Origin of the sequence: Streptococcus sp. 23.2 (assembly GCF_016648665.1) — a bacterium.
GTDB classification, from domain to species: Bacteria; Bacillota; Bacilli; order Lactobacillales; family Streptococcaceae; genus Streptococcus; species Streptococcus salivarius_E.
This window is the reverse complement of the sequence record NZ_JACLQJ010000006.1, coordinates 29,996-45,379: the sequence shown is the minus strand read 5'-3', so window position 1 is coordinate 45,379 and position 15,384 is coordinate 29,996. Positions and strand designations below refer to the sequence as shown.

The window sequence follows — 15,384 nt, the reverse complement described above, 5'->3', positions numbered from 1 at the left end:
TTAATTATTAGAAACGGTAGAATTTCGTAGGTTAACCCTACCTGCTCGCAGCAACCGCAGGCTTTCTGTAAGGGTCTAGCTAGTACTTATCCGTCTGTTATATTATACAAAAATTATGATTTTTTGGCAAATAAACCTTTGAGTCGAGCCCCAATAGTTTGAATGAGAGTTGGTAGCTTGACGACTTTTTCATTGCCAAGGTGTTCCCTAGCAATTTTTAGAATCTTCCCAGAATCTTTAGAAGCAAAGAGGAATTTGCTCTTGTCTGTTAACACTTCAAAGTGGCGGCTAATTCTCTTTCCTGAGACATTTGCACCGATTTGTGTGATGCTAGTCCATGGAATTTGAATGTATTGCTCGACATTGACATCTGGGTAGAATTCAAGAGCCACATCTCCGATTAGAAATTTACCGACTTTCCCTCCGATAGCCATGTAGGAAACGCCTGTTGTATGCAATTCAACTGTTTTGTTTAGTGATTGTGCCATATCTATCTCGCTTTTTGATTGTAGTACCTTTATTATAGCATAAGAAAAGAGTTCAGCTTTGCTAAACTCTTACTCTTTTTACATGATTCCGAAGAAGCTTGCAACAATACCAACTACAAAGAGTCCGATGATGATTGTGATTGGTGAAACTTTCTTCTTAAGCAACCACATACATGCAAAAGTAAGGAGAAGTCCCATCAAACCTGGAATCAATGAATCCAATTGTTTTTGGAGGGTATCAACTTGAATCTTATCGAAGCTAAGTTTGTCATTAACTTGGCCGAGGATAGTCTTAAGTTGGTCACCACTGACATTGCCTTTAGGCCATTCGATATAGGCACCTTTAGACAAAACTTTACCCGGAAGGTTTACAGTGAAGACGATAGAAACCCAACGTTCAACAAGGACAGCCAAGATGAACATACCAAGGATTGATGCCCCTTTAGTAATATCTTTCAAGATACCACCAGACATGTCTTTAGTGATTTCTGAACCTGCTTTGTAACCAAGTTCTTGAGTGTACCACAAGAAGGCCATACGGATAAGGTTCCAACCGATGAAGAAGATAAGTGGACCAGCGATGTTACCAGCTTGTGCCAATGATGCACCGAGGGCACCAAGGATAGGACGAACTGTGAACCAGAAAACAGGGTCACCGATACCGGCAAGAGGTCCCATCATACCGATTTTAACCCCTTGGATAGCAGCATCTTCGATGTCAGTACCGTTAGCTTTTTCTTCTTCAAGAGCCAAGGTAACCCCCATGATAGGAGCAGCTACGTAAGGGTGGGTATTGAAGAATTCCAAGTGACGTTTAAGAGCTGCGGCTTGGTCTTCTTTGTTAGTGTAGAGTTTTTTGATAGCAGGAATGAGTGAGTAAGCCCAACCCAAGTTTTGCATACGTTCATAGTTCCATGAACCTTGCAAGAATTGTGAGCGCCACCAAACCTTTTTACGATCCGCTTGAGATAATTGAATTTTTTCAGCCATGAGAGCACCCCTTCCTAGTAGTCTTCCAAGATATCGCCGATTGGGTCGCCTGAACCAGTTGAAGTTCCGCCACCATTTCCGCCACCTTGTTTAGAAAGGTTGAGGTAGATGAAGGCAATAGCGACACCGATAGCACCAAGAGCGATAAGTGTCAATTGGCTAATAGCAGCAAAAGCAAAACCGATGGCGAAGAATGGCCAAACTTCACGAGTTGCCATCATGTTGATAACCATGGCGTAACCAACGGCTACGACCATACCACCACCGACAACCATACCGTGGTTGAGCCAGTCAGGCATCAATCCAAGGGCATGTTGAACAGATTCTGCTGGGATAGCAAGAAGAAGGGCAGCTGGCACAGCGATACGCAAACCTTGAAGAAGGAGGGCGAGGTAGTGTGCACGTTCAACACCAGCGATGTTTCCGCTTTCTGCTGCTTTATCTGCAGCGTGAACAAGGGCAACAGAAGCTGTACGAACAAGCATAGTTAGGAAGAGACCGGCAACCGCAAGTGGGATAGCTGTTGCAGTCGCAACACCGATACCTTCAGTTGTGAAGTTACCACCTTTAACCAAAATAATGGCAGCAGCAACAGAGGCAAGGGCAGCGTCAGGAGCGACAGCGGCACCGATATTAGCCCAAGCAAGGGCGATCATTTGAAGAGAACCACCAAGCATGATACCTGCAGTGAGGTTACCTGTAGCAGCACCGATGAGGGTACATGCAACAAGTGGTTGGTGGAATTGGAATTGGTCAAGGATACCTTCAAGACCAGCAAGGAAGGCAACAACTACGACCAAAATTGCAGAAATAATTGACATATCTGACATGGTAATAATTCCTTTTCTATTGAGTTGTGATTAGCTGAAATAATCAACTAATTTTTCCGAATGAAGATTATTGAACGTTAGCTTTTTTGATAAGGTCAAACAAGTCTTTCTTAGAATCATTTGGTACCTTACGAACGTCGAATTCGACACCAAGGTCACGCAATTTTTCGAAGCAAGCAACATCGTCTTTGTCCATAGACAAAACGTTGTTAACCATTGTTTTACCAGTTGAGTGAGCCATAGAACCAACGTTAAGTTCTTTGATTGGCACGCCACCTTCGATAGCACGAAGTGCGTCTTGAACAGTTTCGAACAAGATAAGCGCGTGTGTGTTACCAAAGCGAGGGTCCTTAGAAGCATCAATCAATTTTTGAATTGGAACAACGTTTGCTTTAACCCCATTTGGTGCTGCTTGTTTGATCAATTCTTTACGAAGCTCATCTTTAGCAACATCGTCTGAAGCAACAATGATACGGTCTGCTTTAGAAGCAGGTGTCCAGTTAGTTGCTACTTGACCATGCAAGAGACGTGTGTCCAAACGTGCCAAGTTAATCTTGAGTTTACCATCTCCGATAACTGTCCCTTCTGGGATAGCTCCTTGAGGTGCAGCAGCTTCTACAGGAGCTGCTGTTGTTTCCTCAGCTGGATTAAGCTCCTCTGGAAGTGCCTTGATACCACCCTTAGCTTCCTTGATGATATTAGCAGCAACTTGCTCTGCAGTAGCGTTAGCATCCATCATACGTTCAGTGTATGCTTGGATTAGCATTGGCAAGTTAAGTCCTGTGATGATAGCAATCTTGCGATCTGGATTTTCTCCAGCAATTCGGCTAGCTTGGTTAAATGGTGAACCAGACCAAAGGTCAGCCAAAACAAGAATTTCATCATCAGCATCGAATTGTGCAATGGCGTCGTTGAAGTGAGCGTACAAGTCATCAGGACCTTCACTTGGCATGAAAGTTACGACTTGAACTTTCTCTTGGTCTCCAAAAATCATAGAGCCTGATTGGTGGATCCCTTCAGCGAACTTACCATGGCTGGCAATAATAATACCGATACCCATTCGTGTTCTCCTCCTTATAAATTATTTTTTCCTAGGCTTAAAAAGACTATCTCCGATTTTTATCAAGACGCTAAAAAAAGCGTCTCTCAATCTTTTTAAACATAAGAAATCAAGAACAATCATATTGTAAAACGCTTTCACGCAGATGTCAATAGCTAGTGAGAAAAAATTTCAAAAGAAGTCAATTTCTTTCAAAAATGAGCAAAACATTATAAAAAGATTGCCCAACCATTAGATTGGACAATCTTTTTATAATACTCGGAGATTATTTCTTCTTGACAATGAGTCGGAAAAGATTCTTAAAGCCTTGTTTGAGAACAACGATGAAGCTAGGTGCTTTTCTTAAACTTTCTCGAGGAATTCTTTTTTGAATTTCTTTCAAAGTTATTCGGCTTTTTCGACTGGCAAAACGGAAACGTCCATTTTGCTTAGTACGGATTTCAAAACGTGGGATGAACTTACCACCGAAGTAGACATCGGCAATCACATAAGTGATTTCATCCCAAGGAATTTGAACGTAGTCTTGTAACTTCGTATCATTGTAAAATTCGAAGGCCTTATCACCGACCATGATATTTCCGTAAATAGGCCCTTCACGGAACCAAGTTCCCTTAGATGTGTGAGCCATTTCGGTATTGAGCGATTTAACCATACCTTGCTCCGATTAGAGTAGACCAATAATGTGGAGTACAATAGCTAGAACAAAGATACCCAAGATGATAACAATTGGAGAAACTTTTCTCTTAAGAAGGTACATGCAGAGGAAAGTCAAACCAAGGGCAGCAAGACCAGGAATCAATTGGTCCAAGTTATCTTGCAAGGTTGTCACTTTGTTAACGTCAAGAGAGCGACCGGCAGCTTGTTGATGGAAGGCTTCTTTAACACCGGCAATACCTTTTGGAAGTTTATCCCAATCGATATAAGCTCCTTCTTGTTGTTTAACAGTAGAGACAACTGGTGTGAAGGTAATGCTTACCCAACGTTGGATAAGAGAACCGATAACGAACATCCCCATCATTGATGCGCCACGAGTTACTTGTTGAAGAAGGTTACCAGATACGTCGTCTGTAATCGCAGCACCAGCTCTATAACCAAACTCTTGAGTGTACCATTTAACGGCAGCGACCATAGCATTCCAAAGTACGAAGAAGACGATAGGTCCCAAGATGTTACCTGAAACAGCCAAACCTGCTCCTAATGAAAGGAAGATTGGGCGAAGGGTAAACCAGAAGAGAGGGTCACCGGCACCTGCAAGAGGCCCCATCATACCAACCTTAACCCCTGAGATAGCGGCATCATCGATGTCCGCCCCGTTAGCACGTTCTTCTTCCAAGGCAAGTGTAACCCCAAAGATTGGGTTAGCCATGAATGGTTGTGTATTGAAGAATTCCAAGTGACGTTTAAGAGCAGCTACACGTTCTTCTTTTGTTTGATAAAGTTTTTTGATTGCAGGAATAAGGGTGTAAGCCACACCACCATTTTGCATACGTTCATAGTTGAATGAAGCTAAAAGGAAGTATGAGCGCAAGAAAGCTTTGAAACGATCTGCTTTTGTTAATTTAATTTTTGAATCAGCCATTTTCTTTCCTCCTAATTAAAAGTCTTCCAGAATTTCACCGAGGGGATCACCTGATCCTCCATCATTTGAAGAACCATTTGAACCACTAGCTTCAAGTGCAAGGTACATAACGGCAAGACAGAGGCCGATGATACCCAAGCTAATCAAGGTCAATTCTTTGAGGGCAGCCAAAGCAAAACCAAGGAAGAAGAATGGCCAAACTTCGCGACTAGACATCATGTTGATAACCATGGCATAACCAACGGCTACAACCATACCACCACCGATTGTCATACCTGATGTTAACCATTCAGGCATAGATTCAAGACCAGATTGTACAAGGTGTGCAGGAATCAATAGCAAGAGGAGGGCAGGGATAGCAACACGGAGACCTTGGAGGGACATACCGATAAAGTGCCATCTTTCAATACCAGCGATATCAGCATCTTCAGCACGACTATCCATAATGTGAGCGATGAAGACAGTTGCAGTACGGACAAACATTGTCAAGGCAAGACCGGCAACAGCCAAAGGAACCGCAAGGGCGATGGCTGGACCAATTCCTTTAGCTCCTTGACCACCCAAGATAAGGATGATTGTAGAAGCTACAGCGGCAAGTGAGGCATCTGGTGCCATGGCAGCACCAACGTTTGCCCATCCCATAGTGATCAATTGTAAGCTACCACCCAACATTACGCCGAGTTCGAGATGACCAGTAACAAGACCGATAAGGGAACAAGCCACAACTGGCTGGTATGTTTCGATTTGGTCGTTAACTGAGCTACAACCGATGATGAAAGCAACAATTACGACTAAAATAATTTGTACTAAACTCATTTATGCATCCTCCAAAATTATTTCTTCTCTGCTAATTTAGTTTCAGCTGACTTAATCAAGGCATCAACGTTTGCTGGGCTATCACTTGGTACCCCACGAACGTCAAACTTGACACCCAATGATTGCAACTCTTTGATAGCATCCACATCTGTTTGGTCAAATGAAAGAGCCTTAGTAACGTTGACTTTTCCTTCTTTATAAGCTGAAGAACCAAGGTTGATTTCTTTAACATCAACACCTGCTTTAACAGCAGCAAGAGCATCTTCAACAGATTCAAAGAGAAGCATAGCACGTGTATCTCCAAAACGTGGGTCATTGTTTGCTTTAACCATGTTTTTAATTGGGATAACGTGAACTTGAACACCAGATGGAGCGGCTTGTTTAATCATGCTTGTACGAAGTTTATCATGACAAACAGTGTCTGAAACAACGATGATACGGTCTGGGTGAGTTGAGTGAGTCCAACCAGTCGCAACCTGACCGTGGAGGAGACGTGTGTCAACACGAGCCAAAACGTATTTGATTTTTCCATCACCAAGAACGGTTCCTTCAGGAATGGTACCTTTAGGAATAGAAGGTTTAGCGTCGGCTGGTTTAGTGTCTTCTTCAGGAATAAGGCCTTCTGGAAGGACTTTAACGCCTTCTTTTGTTTCCTTATAAATGTTAGCGACAATCTCTTCAACCCCAGCGTCAGGAGCTACCATACGTTCCGTATATGCTTGGATAAGCATTGGCAAGTTGAGTCCTGTCACGATAACCATCTTGCGATCAGGATTTTCTTCCTTGATACGGCTTGCCTGGTTAAATGGTGATCCAGACCAAAGGTCTGCAAGGACAAGAATTTCGTCGTCAGCGTCAAATTGAGCGATGGCATCTTTGAAGTGAGCGTACAAGTCGTCTGGACCTTCATTTGGCATGAAAGTAACCACTTGAACTTTCTCTTGTTCACCAAAAATCATAGAACCTGATTGGTGAATACCTTCAGCGAATTTACCATGGCTAGCAATAATAATACCGATACCCATTAGTGTTCTTCCTCCTTTTATATATTGCTTCTTAGGAATAGAAAAATGATTATTGGTATTATCATTCATGACATGAAAATGACAACAATATTTTTTTAGTCCCTCGAAAATTAGAACAATCTAATTGTAAAACGTTATCATAAATTTGTCAATGCTTTTCGTAACAAAAGTGTCATAAAATTGAAAAAAATATCAAATTATCGCAAATATACTTTTTTTCAGACAAAAGGATTTAGATATAGTTTGAAGCTATATCTAACTAGAAGAAATGGGATTAAGAAAAAATGAGATAAATGCTTGTAATAGCTAGTAATGGCTGCTATAATTTCTTCAATTAACTATTTAAGGTTAAATCTATAAGAAAAGAGGGCCTCCTTATGTCAGATTTACTAAGTGTTTATAAAGAATTGCAATCTAAGAAATGGGTTGACTTGACCCACAAAATTAATGCGGAAAGTCCACACTTTCCAGCACTCCCTGCTTTGAAACAAGAAGACCTTTTCACATTAAAAGATGGTTTCCATGTTCAAAAATTTACAGTAGTTGGTCAATACGGAACGCATATTGATGCACCGATTCACTTTGTAGAAGGTGGTCGTTGGTTGGATGAGATTGCCCTCAAAGATCTTCTTTTACCACTCTATGTTATCGACAAGTCTAAAGAAGTTGCTGCGAGTCCAAACTTTATCTTGAGCAAACAAGATATCTTAGACTTTGAAGCAGAACATGGACGAATTGTTGAAGGGGCCTTTGTCGCTTTTCGTAGTGATTGGTCGAAGCGTTGGCCAGATCAAGATGCTATGCGCAACCTTGATGAAAATGGGGTTCAGCAAAGTCCAGGTTGGAGCCGCGAAGCTCTAGAATTCTTGATTCATGAACGCCATGTTAAGGCTGTCGGTCATGAGACTTTTGATACAGATGCTGGTATTCCAGCAGCAGAACATGGCTTGGTTAACGAATACTACCTCTTGGAACAAAACATTTATCAGGTAGAAGTCTTGAACCAATTGGATCAAGTTCCAGCCGTTGGTGCTTTGATTTCAATTGCATTTCCTCACTGGGACAAGGCGACAGGTTCCCCAGTGCGTGCAGTGGCTATTTTACCTTAATCAGAACAAAAGACACCGAAGAAATTTTCAGTGTCTTTTCTTGTTTATAAAAAGAGTTCTTGAAGTTTGCGAGCAACGCCATCCTCTTCATTAGTCCACTCAATTTGTTCGTTAGCGTGGGGAAGAAGGACAGAGCTAGCATTCTTCATGGCATAACCAGTTTTAGCAAGTTCCAACATCTCTGTGTCATTGTGTTCGTCACCAAAAGCAATCAAATCATTTGTTGATTTACGCATGGCCTTAAGTAAGTAGTTTAGAGCGTAGGCTTTGTTGATGCCTTTAGGCGAAAATTCCAAAATATTAAGTGGGCCACCCCAAGAATCAACTTCAATTTCTTCCTTGAAGTCTTTCTTGATGTCATCGGCTAGTTGGTACTTATCCTCATGACGAGTTTGCATAAGAAGAGCATTTGGGTTGCGTGTAATTTTTGCTGGTTCCAAACGCATAGCCTCAATGATTTTATCAACACCAAAGAGTTGTGGTTGAATACGCTCTGGGTGATTCATAGTGATATAGAAATGTTTTCGGTATTCACTTGCCAGAAAATCCATTTCTAACTCATCGTGTCGTTGTAGGAGGTCAATCAGATATTTTTTGTCTAATTTAACCGAATGCTCATAGGCCCAGTCTTGGTCTGGAAGATTGGTCAAGGAGCCATTAAAGGTAATGAGTGGTGTTTCTAACCCAAGTGTTTTGTAATGGTCGATAGCCATACGATAAGGACGACCTGTAGCAATAACGACTTGGTGTCCTTTGTTTTGTACATCTTTAATTGTTTTTTGTGTAAATTCTGAAATAGTTCCATCTGGACGCAAGAGGGTTCCATCAAGATCTAGTGCAATCAATTTTTTTGTCATGTTCCCATTATAGCAAAAATCTGTCCTTTGTTGGTGATTAAGAAAGAGCTTTCTAAGAACGTTCGGTTTTTCATAAGAAAAGTCTCAGGAAATAAACCTTGCACCGTAAAATAATTTCATGTAGAATAGTAACGTTGCATTCTACGTGAGAATGTTCCGAAATTATTCGGATTTTGACAATATTTTTTATTAAGGAGTCTAAACTTTCATGGAAAAGTTTTTCAAATTGAAAGAACATGGTACTGACGTCCGTACAGAAGTGACTGCCGGATTGACAACTTTCTTTGCCATGTCTTACATCCTCTTTGTTAACCCAGCGATGTTGGCTCAAACAGGGATGCCTGCACAAGGTGTGTTCTTAGCAACAATTATTGGTGCGGTTGCAGGGACATTGATGATGGCCTTTTATGCCAACCTACCATACGCTCAAGCGCCTGGTATGGGACTTAATGCCTTCTTCACCTATACAGTGGTCTTTTCTTTGGGGTACACTTGGCAAGAGGCCTTAGCGATGGTCTTTCTATGTGGTGTTATTTCATTGATTATCACAGTAACTAAAGTACGTAAGATGATTATTGAGTCTATTCCAACAGCCCTTAAATCTGCGATTTCAGCAGGTATAGGTGTTTTCCTTGCCTATGTGGGGATTAAAAATGCTGGTTTCTTGAAATTCTCAATTAATCCTCATACCTACACTGTAGCAGGTAAAGGTGCTGATATGGCCAAGGCTTCAATTACAGCTTCATCATCAGCTACACCAGGTTTGGTTGCCTTCAATAACCCAACTGTTATTGTCGGTTTGATTGGTCTTGCGATTGCGATTTTCTTTATCGTTAAAGGTATTCGTGGTGGAGTTCTTCTTTCAATCCTCGTAACGACTATCATTGCTATTTTTGCTGGTGTCGTTGATCTTGGAAGCATCGATTGGCACGCAGCTAGCTTGACATCATCTATTAAAGATCTTGGTCAGGTCTTTGGTGCAGCGCTTGGATCTAAGGGATTGGGATCACTCTTTGCAGACGTTTCTCGTTTGCCTGGTGTCTTTATGGCTATCCTTGCCTTCTCATTGACTGATATCTTCGATACTATCGGTACCTTAATCGGTACTGGTGAGAAGGTTGGTATCATTGCTTCAACAGGTGATAACAACGAATCAAAAGCTCTTGACCGTGCTCTTTACTCTGACCTTGTTGGTACAAGTATTGGTGCCATTGCAGGGACTTCAAACGTTACAACTTACGTTGAATCTGCAGCAGGTATTGGTGCTGGTGGACGTACTGGTTTGACAGCTCTTGTGGTTGCTGTACTCTTTGCCATTTCTAGTTTCTTTAGTCCAGTGGTGTCAATCGTTCCAAATGCGGCAACAGCGCCTATTCTTATTATTGTAGGTGTTATGATGCTCTCTAACCTTAAGAGTGTCGATTGGGAAGACTTGTCTGAAGCAATTCCTGCTTTCTTTACTTCTATTTTCATGGGATTCTCATATAGCATTACCTATGGTATCGCAGCTGGGTTCCTTACTTATACTTTGGTCAAAATTGTCAAAGGTCAAGCTAAGGATGTCCACTTTATTATGTGGATTTTGGATATCTTGTTTATCCTTAACTTCATCAGTATGGCTGTGTTCTAAAGCTTGAAAGAAAAAGTCTGTACATTTGTCAGGCTTTTTCTTTTGCAATTTTTATGTGGAAGAAAGGTGAGAGGTTTTTTTGATGAATTTTCAATGCCATAGAAATTTCACGAAAAAATCTAATTTATGAGCGTTTGATGTGTCTAAGATAAATCCAAAATTAAAACACGGATTTTGATTTCTTACTTAAATGATTCAATATTTATAAGTTTCTACTGTATTTTTACAGTGGATTCTAGTCCATATTTCTATTTTTTGATATAATGAAAACATGATTTACAGTCAAAATGAAGAAGAATTGATTAGTATCGGTCAAAAGCTAGGGCGACTGCTCAATTCTGGAGATATAATTGTTCTCTCAGGTGATCTGGGAGCTGGCAAAACGACCTTAACTAAAGGAATTGCCAAAGGTTTGGATATTTCTCAAATGATAAAGAGTCCAACCTATACTATTGTAAGGGAGTATGAGGGGCGACTGCCACTCTATCATTTAGATGTCTACCGCATTGGTGATGATCCTGATTCTATTGATTTGGATGATTTTCTGTATGGTGAAGGCGTGACAATCATAGAGTGGGGTGAGCTCCTAGATGAGAGTTTGTTAGGGGACTATCTCCTAATTTCGATATCACATCATGGAGACGGGCGTCGGTTGCTTTTTGAATCTTTCGGTCCTAGAAGTAAGGAGATTCAGGAGGAAATGGTAAATGGCTGAGCAAGAATTAGTCATTGAGGAAGCTCAAAGAGAGGATGCTGCCTCTCTAGCTCGCTTACTAGAGACTGTAGCCTTGGAATCGGATTTTCTAGCACAAGATGCTAGAAGTTCTATACTGAGTGTCGAACAGTTAGCATCTTATATTGAGGGCCATCAGCATATGCTTAATGAGATTTGTTTGGTGGCAAAATTGGGTCGTGAGGTCATTGGTGTTTGTAATGTAACCTCTGATCAAGATACTAAGACTAGTCATATTGGTGACGTATTTATTGCGGTTGCTAAACCCTACTGGGGAAATGGTGTTGGCCAGTTTCTGATGGAAACAATGATTGACTGGGCAGATCATACACCGATTATCCGCCGCTTAGAGTTGACGGTTCAAGCACGTAATAAACGGGCGGTTCACCTCTATCAAAAATTTGGATTTGACATTGAAGGCACTAAGAAACGTGGTGCAAGAACTAAAAATGGAGAATTTCTAGATGTTTACCTTATGGCTAAACTCATAGATTAGGAAAAAACATGAAACTTGGACGAAAAATTTTATTGATGTTGTTGGCGATTTTTGCAACGACAGTAGTAGCTGCTGGTATTTACCTAACGACAACTTATAATTACGCCACAGGCGAATTGTCAAAAACGTTTAGGGCTTCTAAAGCAACTTCTGGGAATAGTAAGGCCATTCAACAGACTAAGCCTATAACTATTCTGTTGATGGGGGTAGATACAGGATCCAAAGAACGTAAGGAAACCTGGGAAGGTAACTCTGATACCATGATCTTGGTAACAGTGAACCCTAAGACTAAGAAAACAACCATGACCAGTTTGGAACGTGACCTTTTGACAGATATTGAGGGGTCGGGGGAAGCAAAACTAAATTCAGCCTATGCTGAGGGTGGTGCTGACTTGGCTATTTCAACTATTCAAAAGGTTTTAGATATTGATATTGACTATTATGCACTGATTAATATGCAGGGTATGATTGATCTGGTAGATGCCGTGGGTGGAATTGAGGTAACGAATCATTTTGATTTCCCTATTTCAATTGCAGAAAATGAACCAGAATTTCAGGCAAAAGTTGAGCCTGGAACCCATAGAATCAACGGTGAGCAAGCCTTAGTGTATTCACGTATGCGTTACGATGACCCTGATGGTGACTATGGTCGTCAAAAACGTCAACGTGAGGTTATTCAAAAAGTTGTAGCTAAGCTCTTGAAGATGGACTCGATTGGTTCTTACAAGAAAATCTTGTCAGCTGTAAGTTCAAATGTTCAAACTAGCATTGATCTTGGTGATACCAATACTCTGCGTAGCTTGATGGGCTATAGCGATGCACTTAAAAATATTAAGTCATACCAATTGGCTGGTTCGGATGCCATGATCAACGGAGGAAGCTATCAAGTGGCCTCTACTGAGGATATTCTTAAGGTGCAAAACCGTATTAAGAAGGAAGTTGGTAAGAAAAAAGTCTCTGAATCCAATCTTAAGACTAGTTTGGTTCTCTATGGATCTGGTAGCTCTAACTATGGTTCAGATGATTTCGTTAATTCTAAAGGAAGTGCGGCTTCAAGTGAAGCATCTTCAAATTATGAGGCTGGGCCATCTGAGGCAGCAGGTGGTGGATCGGTAAGTACCTATAATGGAGGTTCTAACTATAGTAATAATTATAGTGAAAATACAGGTAATTATGTTCAGGAACAAGGTACGACAACCCCTACATACAATAATAATGGATCGGGTGTGACTACCTATAGCACTGTTCCAGCGGCACAATAAATGAGGTTGGGTGATTCCCAACCTTTTTGCTTTGAAATGACAGCGATATGGTTATTCCTTGCAATGGCTTTTGAGCTATGCTATAATATAAGAAAATAACGAAAGAGAGGCGGAGTAGAAACTTCGTCTCTTGTGTGTGTAAGGAGGTCATAATGTCGCAAAAAATTATTGATCTCGTGACGGCAGTCGTAGCTCCAGCTATTCCTGAGCCATACGAACTGGTCGATATCGAGTACGAAAAGCTTGGCGGTGACTATGTCTTGTCAGTTTTGATTGATAAGCCAGGTGGTATTACTGTAGAAGATACTGCAGACTTGACTGAAATTATCAGTCCCCTCTTGGATACTATTCAGCCTGATCCTTTCCCGGATCAATACATGCTGGAAGTTTCTAGTCCAGGGTTAGAGCGTCCCTTAAAAACCAAAGAAGCTTTGACAAATGCTGTTGGTCAGTATATCAATGTTAGTCTTTACAAGGCTATTGATAAGATCAAGATTTTCCAAGGTGACTTGGTGGCCTTTGATGGGGAAACCCTAACAATCGATTACCTTGATAAGACTCGCCATAAAACTGTTGAGATTCCCTATCAAACAGTTGCTAAAGCTCGTTTGGCAGTCAAACTCTAAAACTCTTAGTGTAAATAAAGAAAGGATGCCAGTTTTGGCCAATAGAGGCTAAAACAACAAAGAATATGAGCAAAGAAATGCTAGAAGCCTTCCGTGTCTTGGAAGAAGAAAAACACATTAACAAGGAAGACATCATCGATGCTGTGGTTGAATCACTTAAGTCAGCCTACAAGCGTCGTTATGGTCAGTCAGAATCAGCTGTAGTTGAATTCAATGAAAAAACAGGTGATTTTCAAGTTTATACCGTTCGTGAAGTTGTAGATGAAGTCTTTGATAGTCGTTTGGAAATTAGCTTGAAAGATGCACTTGCTATCAGCTCTGCTTACGAGCTCGGTGACAAGATTCGTTTTGAAGAGTCAGTCGATGAATTTGGTCGTGTTGCAGCGCAATCTGCCAAACAAACCATTATGGAAAAAATGCGCAAGCAGATGCGTGAAATCACTTATAATGACTATAAACAACATGAAGGTGAAATCATGCAAGGGACAGTTGAGCGCTTTGACCAACGCTTCATTTATGTGAATCTTGGAACACTTGAAGCCCAATTGTCACGCCAAGACCAAATTCCTGGCGAAAGCTTTAAGTCACACGATGTCATTGATGTTTATGTTTATAAAGTTGAAAACAACCCTAAAGGTGTTAACGTCTTTGTAAGTCGTAGCCATCCAGAGTTCATCAAACGTATCATGGAACAAGAAATTCCAGAAGTATTTGATGGAACTGTAGAAATCATGAGCGTGTCTCGTGAAGCAGGTGATCGTACTAAAGTTGCTGTTCGCAGTCATAACCCTAACGTTGATGCTATCGGTACAATCGTTGGTCGTGGTGGAAGCAACATCAAGAAAGTTGTCAGCCGTTTCCACCCAACACGTTTGGATGCTAAGACAGGTATTGAAGTTCCTGTTGAGGAAAATATTGATGTTATTCAATGGGTTGAAGATCCAGCTGAATTCATCTACAATGCTATTGCACCGGCTGAAGTGGACTATGTTCTCTTCGACGAAGATGATAGCAAACGTGCGACAGTAGTTGTACCAGATAACAAATTATCTCTTGCAATTGGTCGTCGTGGACAAAACGTTCGTTTGGCAGCTCATTTGACTGGTTACCGTATTGACATCAAGTCAGCGTCTGAATATGAAGCACTCGAAGCTGAAAAAGCTGAGGCTGCTACTGAGGAAGTTGTTGACGAGATTGTTGCAGAAGATGCTACACCTGTTGAAGTCACAACAGAAGAAGTAATTGAAACAACAGAAGCAGAATAAGAAGAACATAGAGGTGTTTGATGGCTAAAACACGAAAAATACCTTTACGCAAATCAGTTGTCTCAGGAGAAATCATTGATAAACGTGATTTGCTCCGCATCGTAAAAACTAAAGATGGTGAGATTTTCATTGATCCAACAGGAAAGAAAAATGGCAGAGGTGCTTACATTAAACTAGATAATGAAGAAGCTCTCCAAGCTAAAAAGAAACGTGCTTTTAACCATAGTTTCTCAATGGATGTTCCTGAAAGTTTTTATGATGAACTCATTGCTTATGTGGATCACAAGGTCAAAAGAAGAGAGTTAGGTCTTGAATAACACAGAAAAATTGTCAAATATGTTAGGACTGGCACAAAGAGCTGGAAAACTTATTTCTGGCGAAGAACTTGTCATCAAGGCAGTTCAATCAGGGCAGGCGAGACTAGTTTTTCTTGCCAATGATGCTGGTAGTAACGTGACTAAAAAGACGACTGATAAATGTAACTACTATAATATAGAAGTCTCCACAGTGTTTAACGCACTGGAATTAAGCATGGCTATTGGTAAACCAAGAAAAACGGTTGCTGTAGTTGATGCTGGATTTTCAAAGAAAATGAGGACTCTTATGGAATAAAGAATA

General features: G+C 40.9%; 18 protein-coding genes. 9 read left to right on the top strand and 9 right to left on the bottom strand.

Annotated elements, in window-relative coordinates; translation table 11 throughout:
• Positions 1-113: 113 nt before the first annotated feature.
• The 8 genes from H7T98_RS04720 to H7T98_RS04685 form a co-directional block, all read right to left on the bottom strand.
• The gene (locus tag H7T98_RS04720) at positions 114-488 is read right to left on the bottom strand and encodes a DUF956 family protein (protein WP_002883765.1); all 375 of its coding nucleotides are present in this window, start codon (positions 486-488) and stop codon (positions 114-116) included.
• 78 nt (positions 489-566) lie between these two features.
• Complete coding sequence (locus H7T98_RS04715) at positions 567-1,478, bottom strand: PTS system mannose/fructose/sorbose family transporter subunit IID (protein WP_002883717.1); 912 nt, start codon at positions 1,476-1,478, stop codon at positions 567-569.
• Positions 1,479-1,492: 14 nt separating this feature from the next.
• Complete coding sequence (locus H7T98_RS04710) at positions 1,493-2,308, bottom strand: PTS mannose/fructose/sorbose transporter subunit IIC (protein WP_048790689.1); 816 nt, start codon at positions 2,306-2,308, stop codon at positions 1,493-1,495.
• A 67-nt stretch (positions 2,309-2,375) separates the two neighbouring features.
• Positions 2,376-3,368, bottom strand: a complete 993-nt coding sequence (locus H7T98_RS04705) for a PTS sugar transporter subunit IIB (RefSeq protein ID WP_002883770.1) — start codon at positions 3,366-3,368, stop codon at positions 2,376-2,378.
• Between the two features lie 265 nt (positions 3,369-3,633).
• Positions 3,634-4,020 carry a DUF956 family protein gene (locus tag H7T98_RS04700; protein ID WP_021145046.1) on the bottom strand — a complete coding sequence of 129 codons (387 nt, stop codon included), beginning with the start codon at positions 4,018-4,020 and terminating at the stop codon, positions 3,634-3,636.
• A gap of 12 nt (positions 4,021-4,032) precedes the next feature.
• Positions 4,033-4,947 (bottom strand): PTS system mannose/fructose/sorbose family transporter subunit IID, encoded by a 915-nt coding sequence (locus H7T98_RS04695; RefSeq protein WP_049545731.1) that lies wholly within the window; start codon positions 4,945-4,947, stop codon positions 4,033-4,035.
• A gap of 15 nt (positions 4,948-4,962) precedes the next feature.
• Positions 4,963-5,763 carry a PTS mannose/fructose/sorbose transporter subunit IIC gene (locus tag H7T98_RS04690; protein WP_021145048.1) on the bottom strand — a complete coding sequence of 267 codons (801 nt, stop codon included), beginning with the start codon at positions 5,761-5,763 and terminating at the stop codon, positions 4,963-4,965.
• A gap of 17 nt (positions 5,764-5,780) precedes the next feature.
• Positions 5,781-6,788, bottom strand: coding sequence for a PTS sugar transporter subunit IIB (locus tag H7T98_RS04685; RefSeq protein ID WP_049553975.1), 1,008 nt, complete (start codon positions 6,786-6,788; stop codon positions 5,781-5,783).
• A 377-nt stretch (positions 6,789-7,165) separates the two neighbouring features.
• Between H7T98_RS04685 and H7T98_RS04680 the strand changes: the two genes are divergently transcribed.
• Positions 7,166-7,897, top strand: a complete 732-nt coding sequence (locus H7T98_RS04680; RefSeq protein WP_201061372.1) for a cyclase family protein — start codon at positions 7,166-7,168, stop codon at positions 7,895-7,897.
• Positions 7,898-7,941: 44 nt separating this feature from the next.
• Here the strand turns inward: H7T98_RS04680 and H7T98_RS04675 are convergent, their stop codons facing one another.
• A complete protein-coding gene (locus H7T98_RS04675) occupies positions 7,942-8,754 on the bottom strand; it encodes a Cof-type HAD-IIB family hydrolase (RefSeq protein WP_201061370.1) in 813 nt (270 codons plus the stop codon).
• A gap of 208 nt (positions 8,755-8,962) precedes the next feature.
• On the opposite strand from H7T98_RS04675, the gene H7T98_RS04670 reads away from it, so the two are divergent.
• The 8 genes from H7T98_RS04670 (at position 8,963) to H7T98_RS04635 (ending at position 15,378) form a co-directional block, all read left to right on the top strand.
• Complete coding sequence (locus H7T98_RS04670; protein WP_002883789.1) at positions 8,963-10,384, top strand: NCS2 family permease; 1,422 nt, start codon at positions 8,963-8,965, stop codon at positions 10,382-10,384.
• 271 nt (positions 10,385-10,655) lie between these two features.
• Positions 10,656-11,099, top strand: coding sequence for a tRNA (adenosine(37)-N6)-threonylcarbamoyltransferase complex ATPase subunit type 1 TsaE (tsaE, locus tag H7T98_RS04665; protein ID WP_155211774.1), 444 nt, complete (start codon positions 10,656-10,658; stop codon positions 11,097-11,099).
• Positions 11,092-11,613 (top strand): GNAT family N-acetyltransferase, encoded by a 522-nt coding sequence (locus H7T98_RS04660; protein WP_155211772.1) that lies wholly within the window; start codon positions 11,092-11,094, stop codon positions 11,611-11,613. The genes tsaE and H7T98_RS04660 overlap by 8 nt, the downstream gene beginning before the upstream one ends.
• 8 nt (positions 11,614-11,621) lie before the next feature.
• Positions 11,622-12,875: a biofilm formation/cell division transcriptional regulator BrpA gene (gene brpA / locus H7T98_RS04655; protein ID WP_155211770.1), complete on the top strand. Its 1,254-nt coding sequence runs from the start codon at positions 11,622-11,624 to the stop codon at positions 12,873-12,875.
• A gap of 152 nt (positions 12,876-13,027) precedes the next feature.
• Complete coding sequence (rimP, locus tag H7T98_RS04650; protein WP_002883745.1) at positions 13,028-13,501, top strand: ribosome maturation factor RimP; 474 nt, start codon at positions 13,028-13,030, stop codon at positions 13,499-13,501.
• Positions 13,502-13,566: 65 nt separating this feature from the next.
• Positions 13,567-14,766: a transcription termination factor NusA gene (nusA, locus tag H7T98_RS04645; protein WP_002883755.1), complete on the top strand. Its 1,200-nt coding sequence runs from the start codon at positions 13,567-13,569 to the stop codon at positions 14,764-14,766.
• 20 nt (positions 14,767-14,786) lie between these two features.
• Positions 14,787-15,083 carry an RNase P modulator RnpM gene (rnpM, locus tag H7T98_RS04640; RefSeq protein ID WP_002883779.1) on the top strand — a complete coding sequence of 99 codons (297 nt, stop codon included), beginning with the start codon at positions 14,787-14,789 and terminating at the stop codon, positions 15,081-15,083.
• Positions 15,076-15,378 (top strand): YlxQ-related RNA-binding protein, encoded by a 303-nt coding sequence (locus tag H7T98_RS04635; protein WP_002947460.1) that lies wholly within the window; start codon positions 15,076-15,078, stop codon positions 15,376-15,378. Before rnpM ends, H7T98_RS04635 begins: the two co-directional genes overlap by 8 nt.
• Positions 15,379-15,384: the final 6 nt, after the last annotated feature.

Bases quoted from the DNA above. Each gene is read 5' to 3' on its own strand.
- H7T98_RS04720 (WP_002883765.1), bottom strand. From the start codon at position 488: ATGGCACAATCACTAAACAAAACAGTTGAATTGCATACAACAGGCGTT.
- H7T98_RS04715 (WP_002883717.1), bottom strand. From the start codon at position 1,478: ATGGCTGAAAAAATTCAATTATCTCAAGCGGATCGTAAAAAGGTTTGG.
- H7T98_RS04710 (WP_048790689.1), bottom strand. From the start codon at position 2,308: ATGTCAGATATGTCAATTATTTCTGCAATTTTGGTCGTAGTTGTTGCC.
- H7T98_RS04705 (WP_002883770.1), bottom strand. From the start codon at position 3,368: ATGGGTATCGGTATTATTATTGCCAGCCATGGTAAGTTCGCTGAAGGG.
- H7T98_RS04700 (WP_021145046.1), bottom strand. From the start codon at position 4,020: ATGGTTAAATCGCTCAATACCGAAATGGCTCACACATCTAAGGGAACT.
- H7T98_RS04695 (WP_049545731.1), bottom strand. From the start codon at position 4,947: ATGGCTGATTCAAAAATTAAATTAACAAAAGCAGATCGTTTCAAAGCT.
- H7T98_RS04690 (WP_021145048.1), bottom strand. From the start codon at position 5,763: ATGAGTTTAGTACAAATTATTTTAGTCGTAATTGTTGCTTTCATCATC.
- H7T98_RS04685 (WP_049553975.1), bottom strand. From the start codon at position 6,788: ATGGGTATCGGTATTATTATTGCTAGCCATGGTAAATTCGCTGAAGGT.
- H7T98_RS04680 (WP_201061372.1), top strand. From the start codon at position 7,166: ATGTCAGATTTACTAAGTGTTTATAAAGAATTGCAATCTAAGAAATGG.
- H7T98_RS04675 (WP_201061370.1), bottom strand. From the start codon at position 8,754: ATGACAAAAAAATTGATTGCACTAGATCTTGATGGAACCCTCTTGCGT.
- H7T98_RS04670 (WP_002883789.1), top strand. From the start codon at position 8,963: ATGGAAAAGTTTTTCAAATTGAAAGAACATGGTACTGACGTCCGTACA.
- tsaE (WP_155211774.1), top strand. From the start codon at position 10,656: ATGATTTACAGTCAAAATGAAGAAGAATTGATTAGTATCGGTCAAAAG.
- H7T98_RS04660 (WP_155211772.1), top strand. From the start codon at position 11,092: ATGGCTGAGCAAGAATTAGTCATTGAGGAAGCTCAAAGAGAGGATGCT.
- brpA (WP_155211770.1), top strand. From the start codon at position 11,622: ATGAAACTTGGACGAAAAATTTTATTGATGTTGTTGGCGATTTTTGCA.
- rimP (WP_002883745.1), top strand. From the start codon at position 13,028: ATGTCGCAAAAAATTATTGATCTCGTGACGGCAGTCGTAGCTCCAGCT.
- nusA (WP_002883755.1), top strand. From the start codon at position 13,567: ATGAGCAAAGAAATGCTAGAAGCCTTCCGTGTCTTGGAAGAAGAAAAA.
- rnpM (WP_002883779.1), top strand. From the start codon at position 14,787: ATGGCTAAAACACGAAAAATACCTTTACGCAAATCAGTTGTCTCAGGA.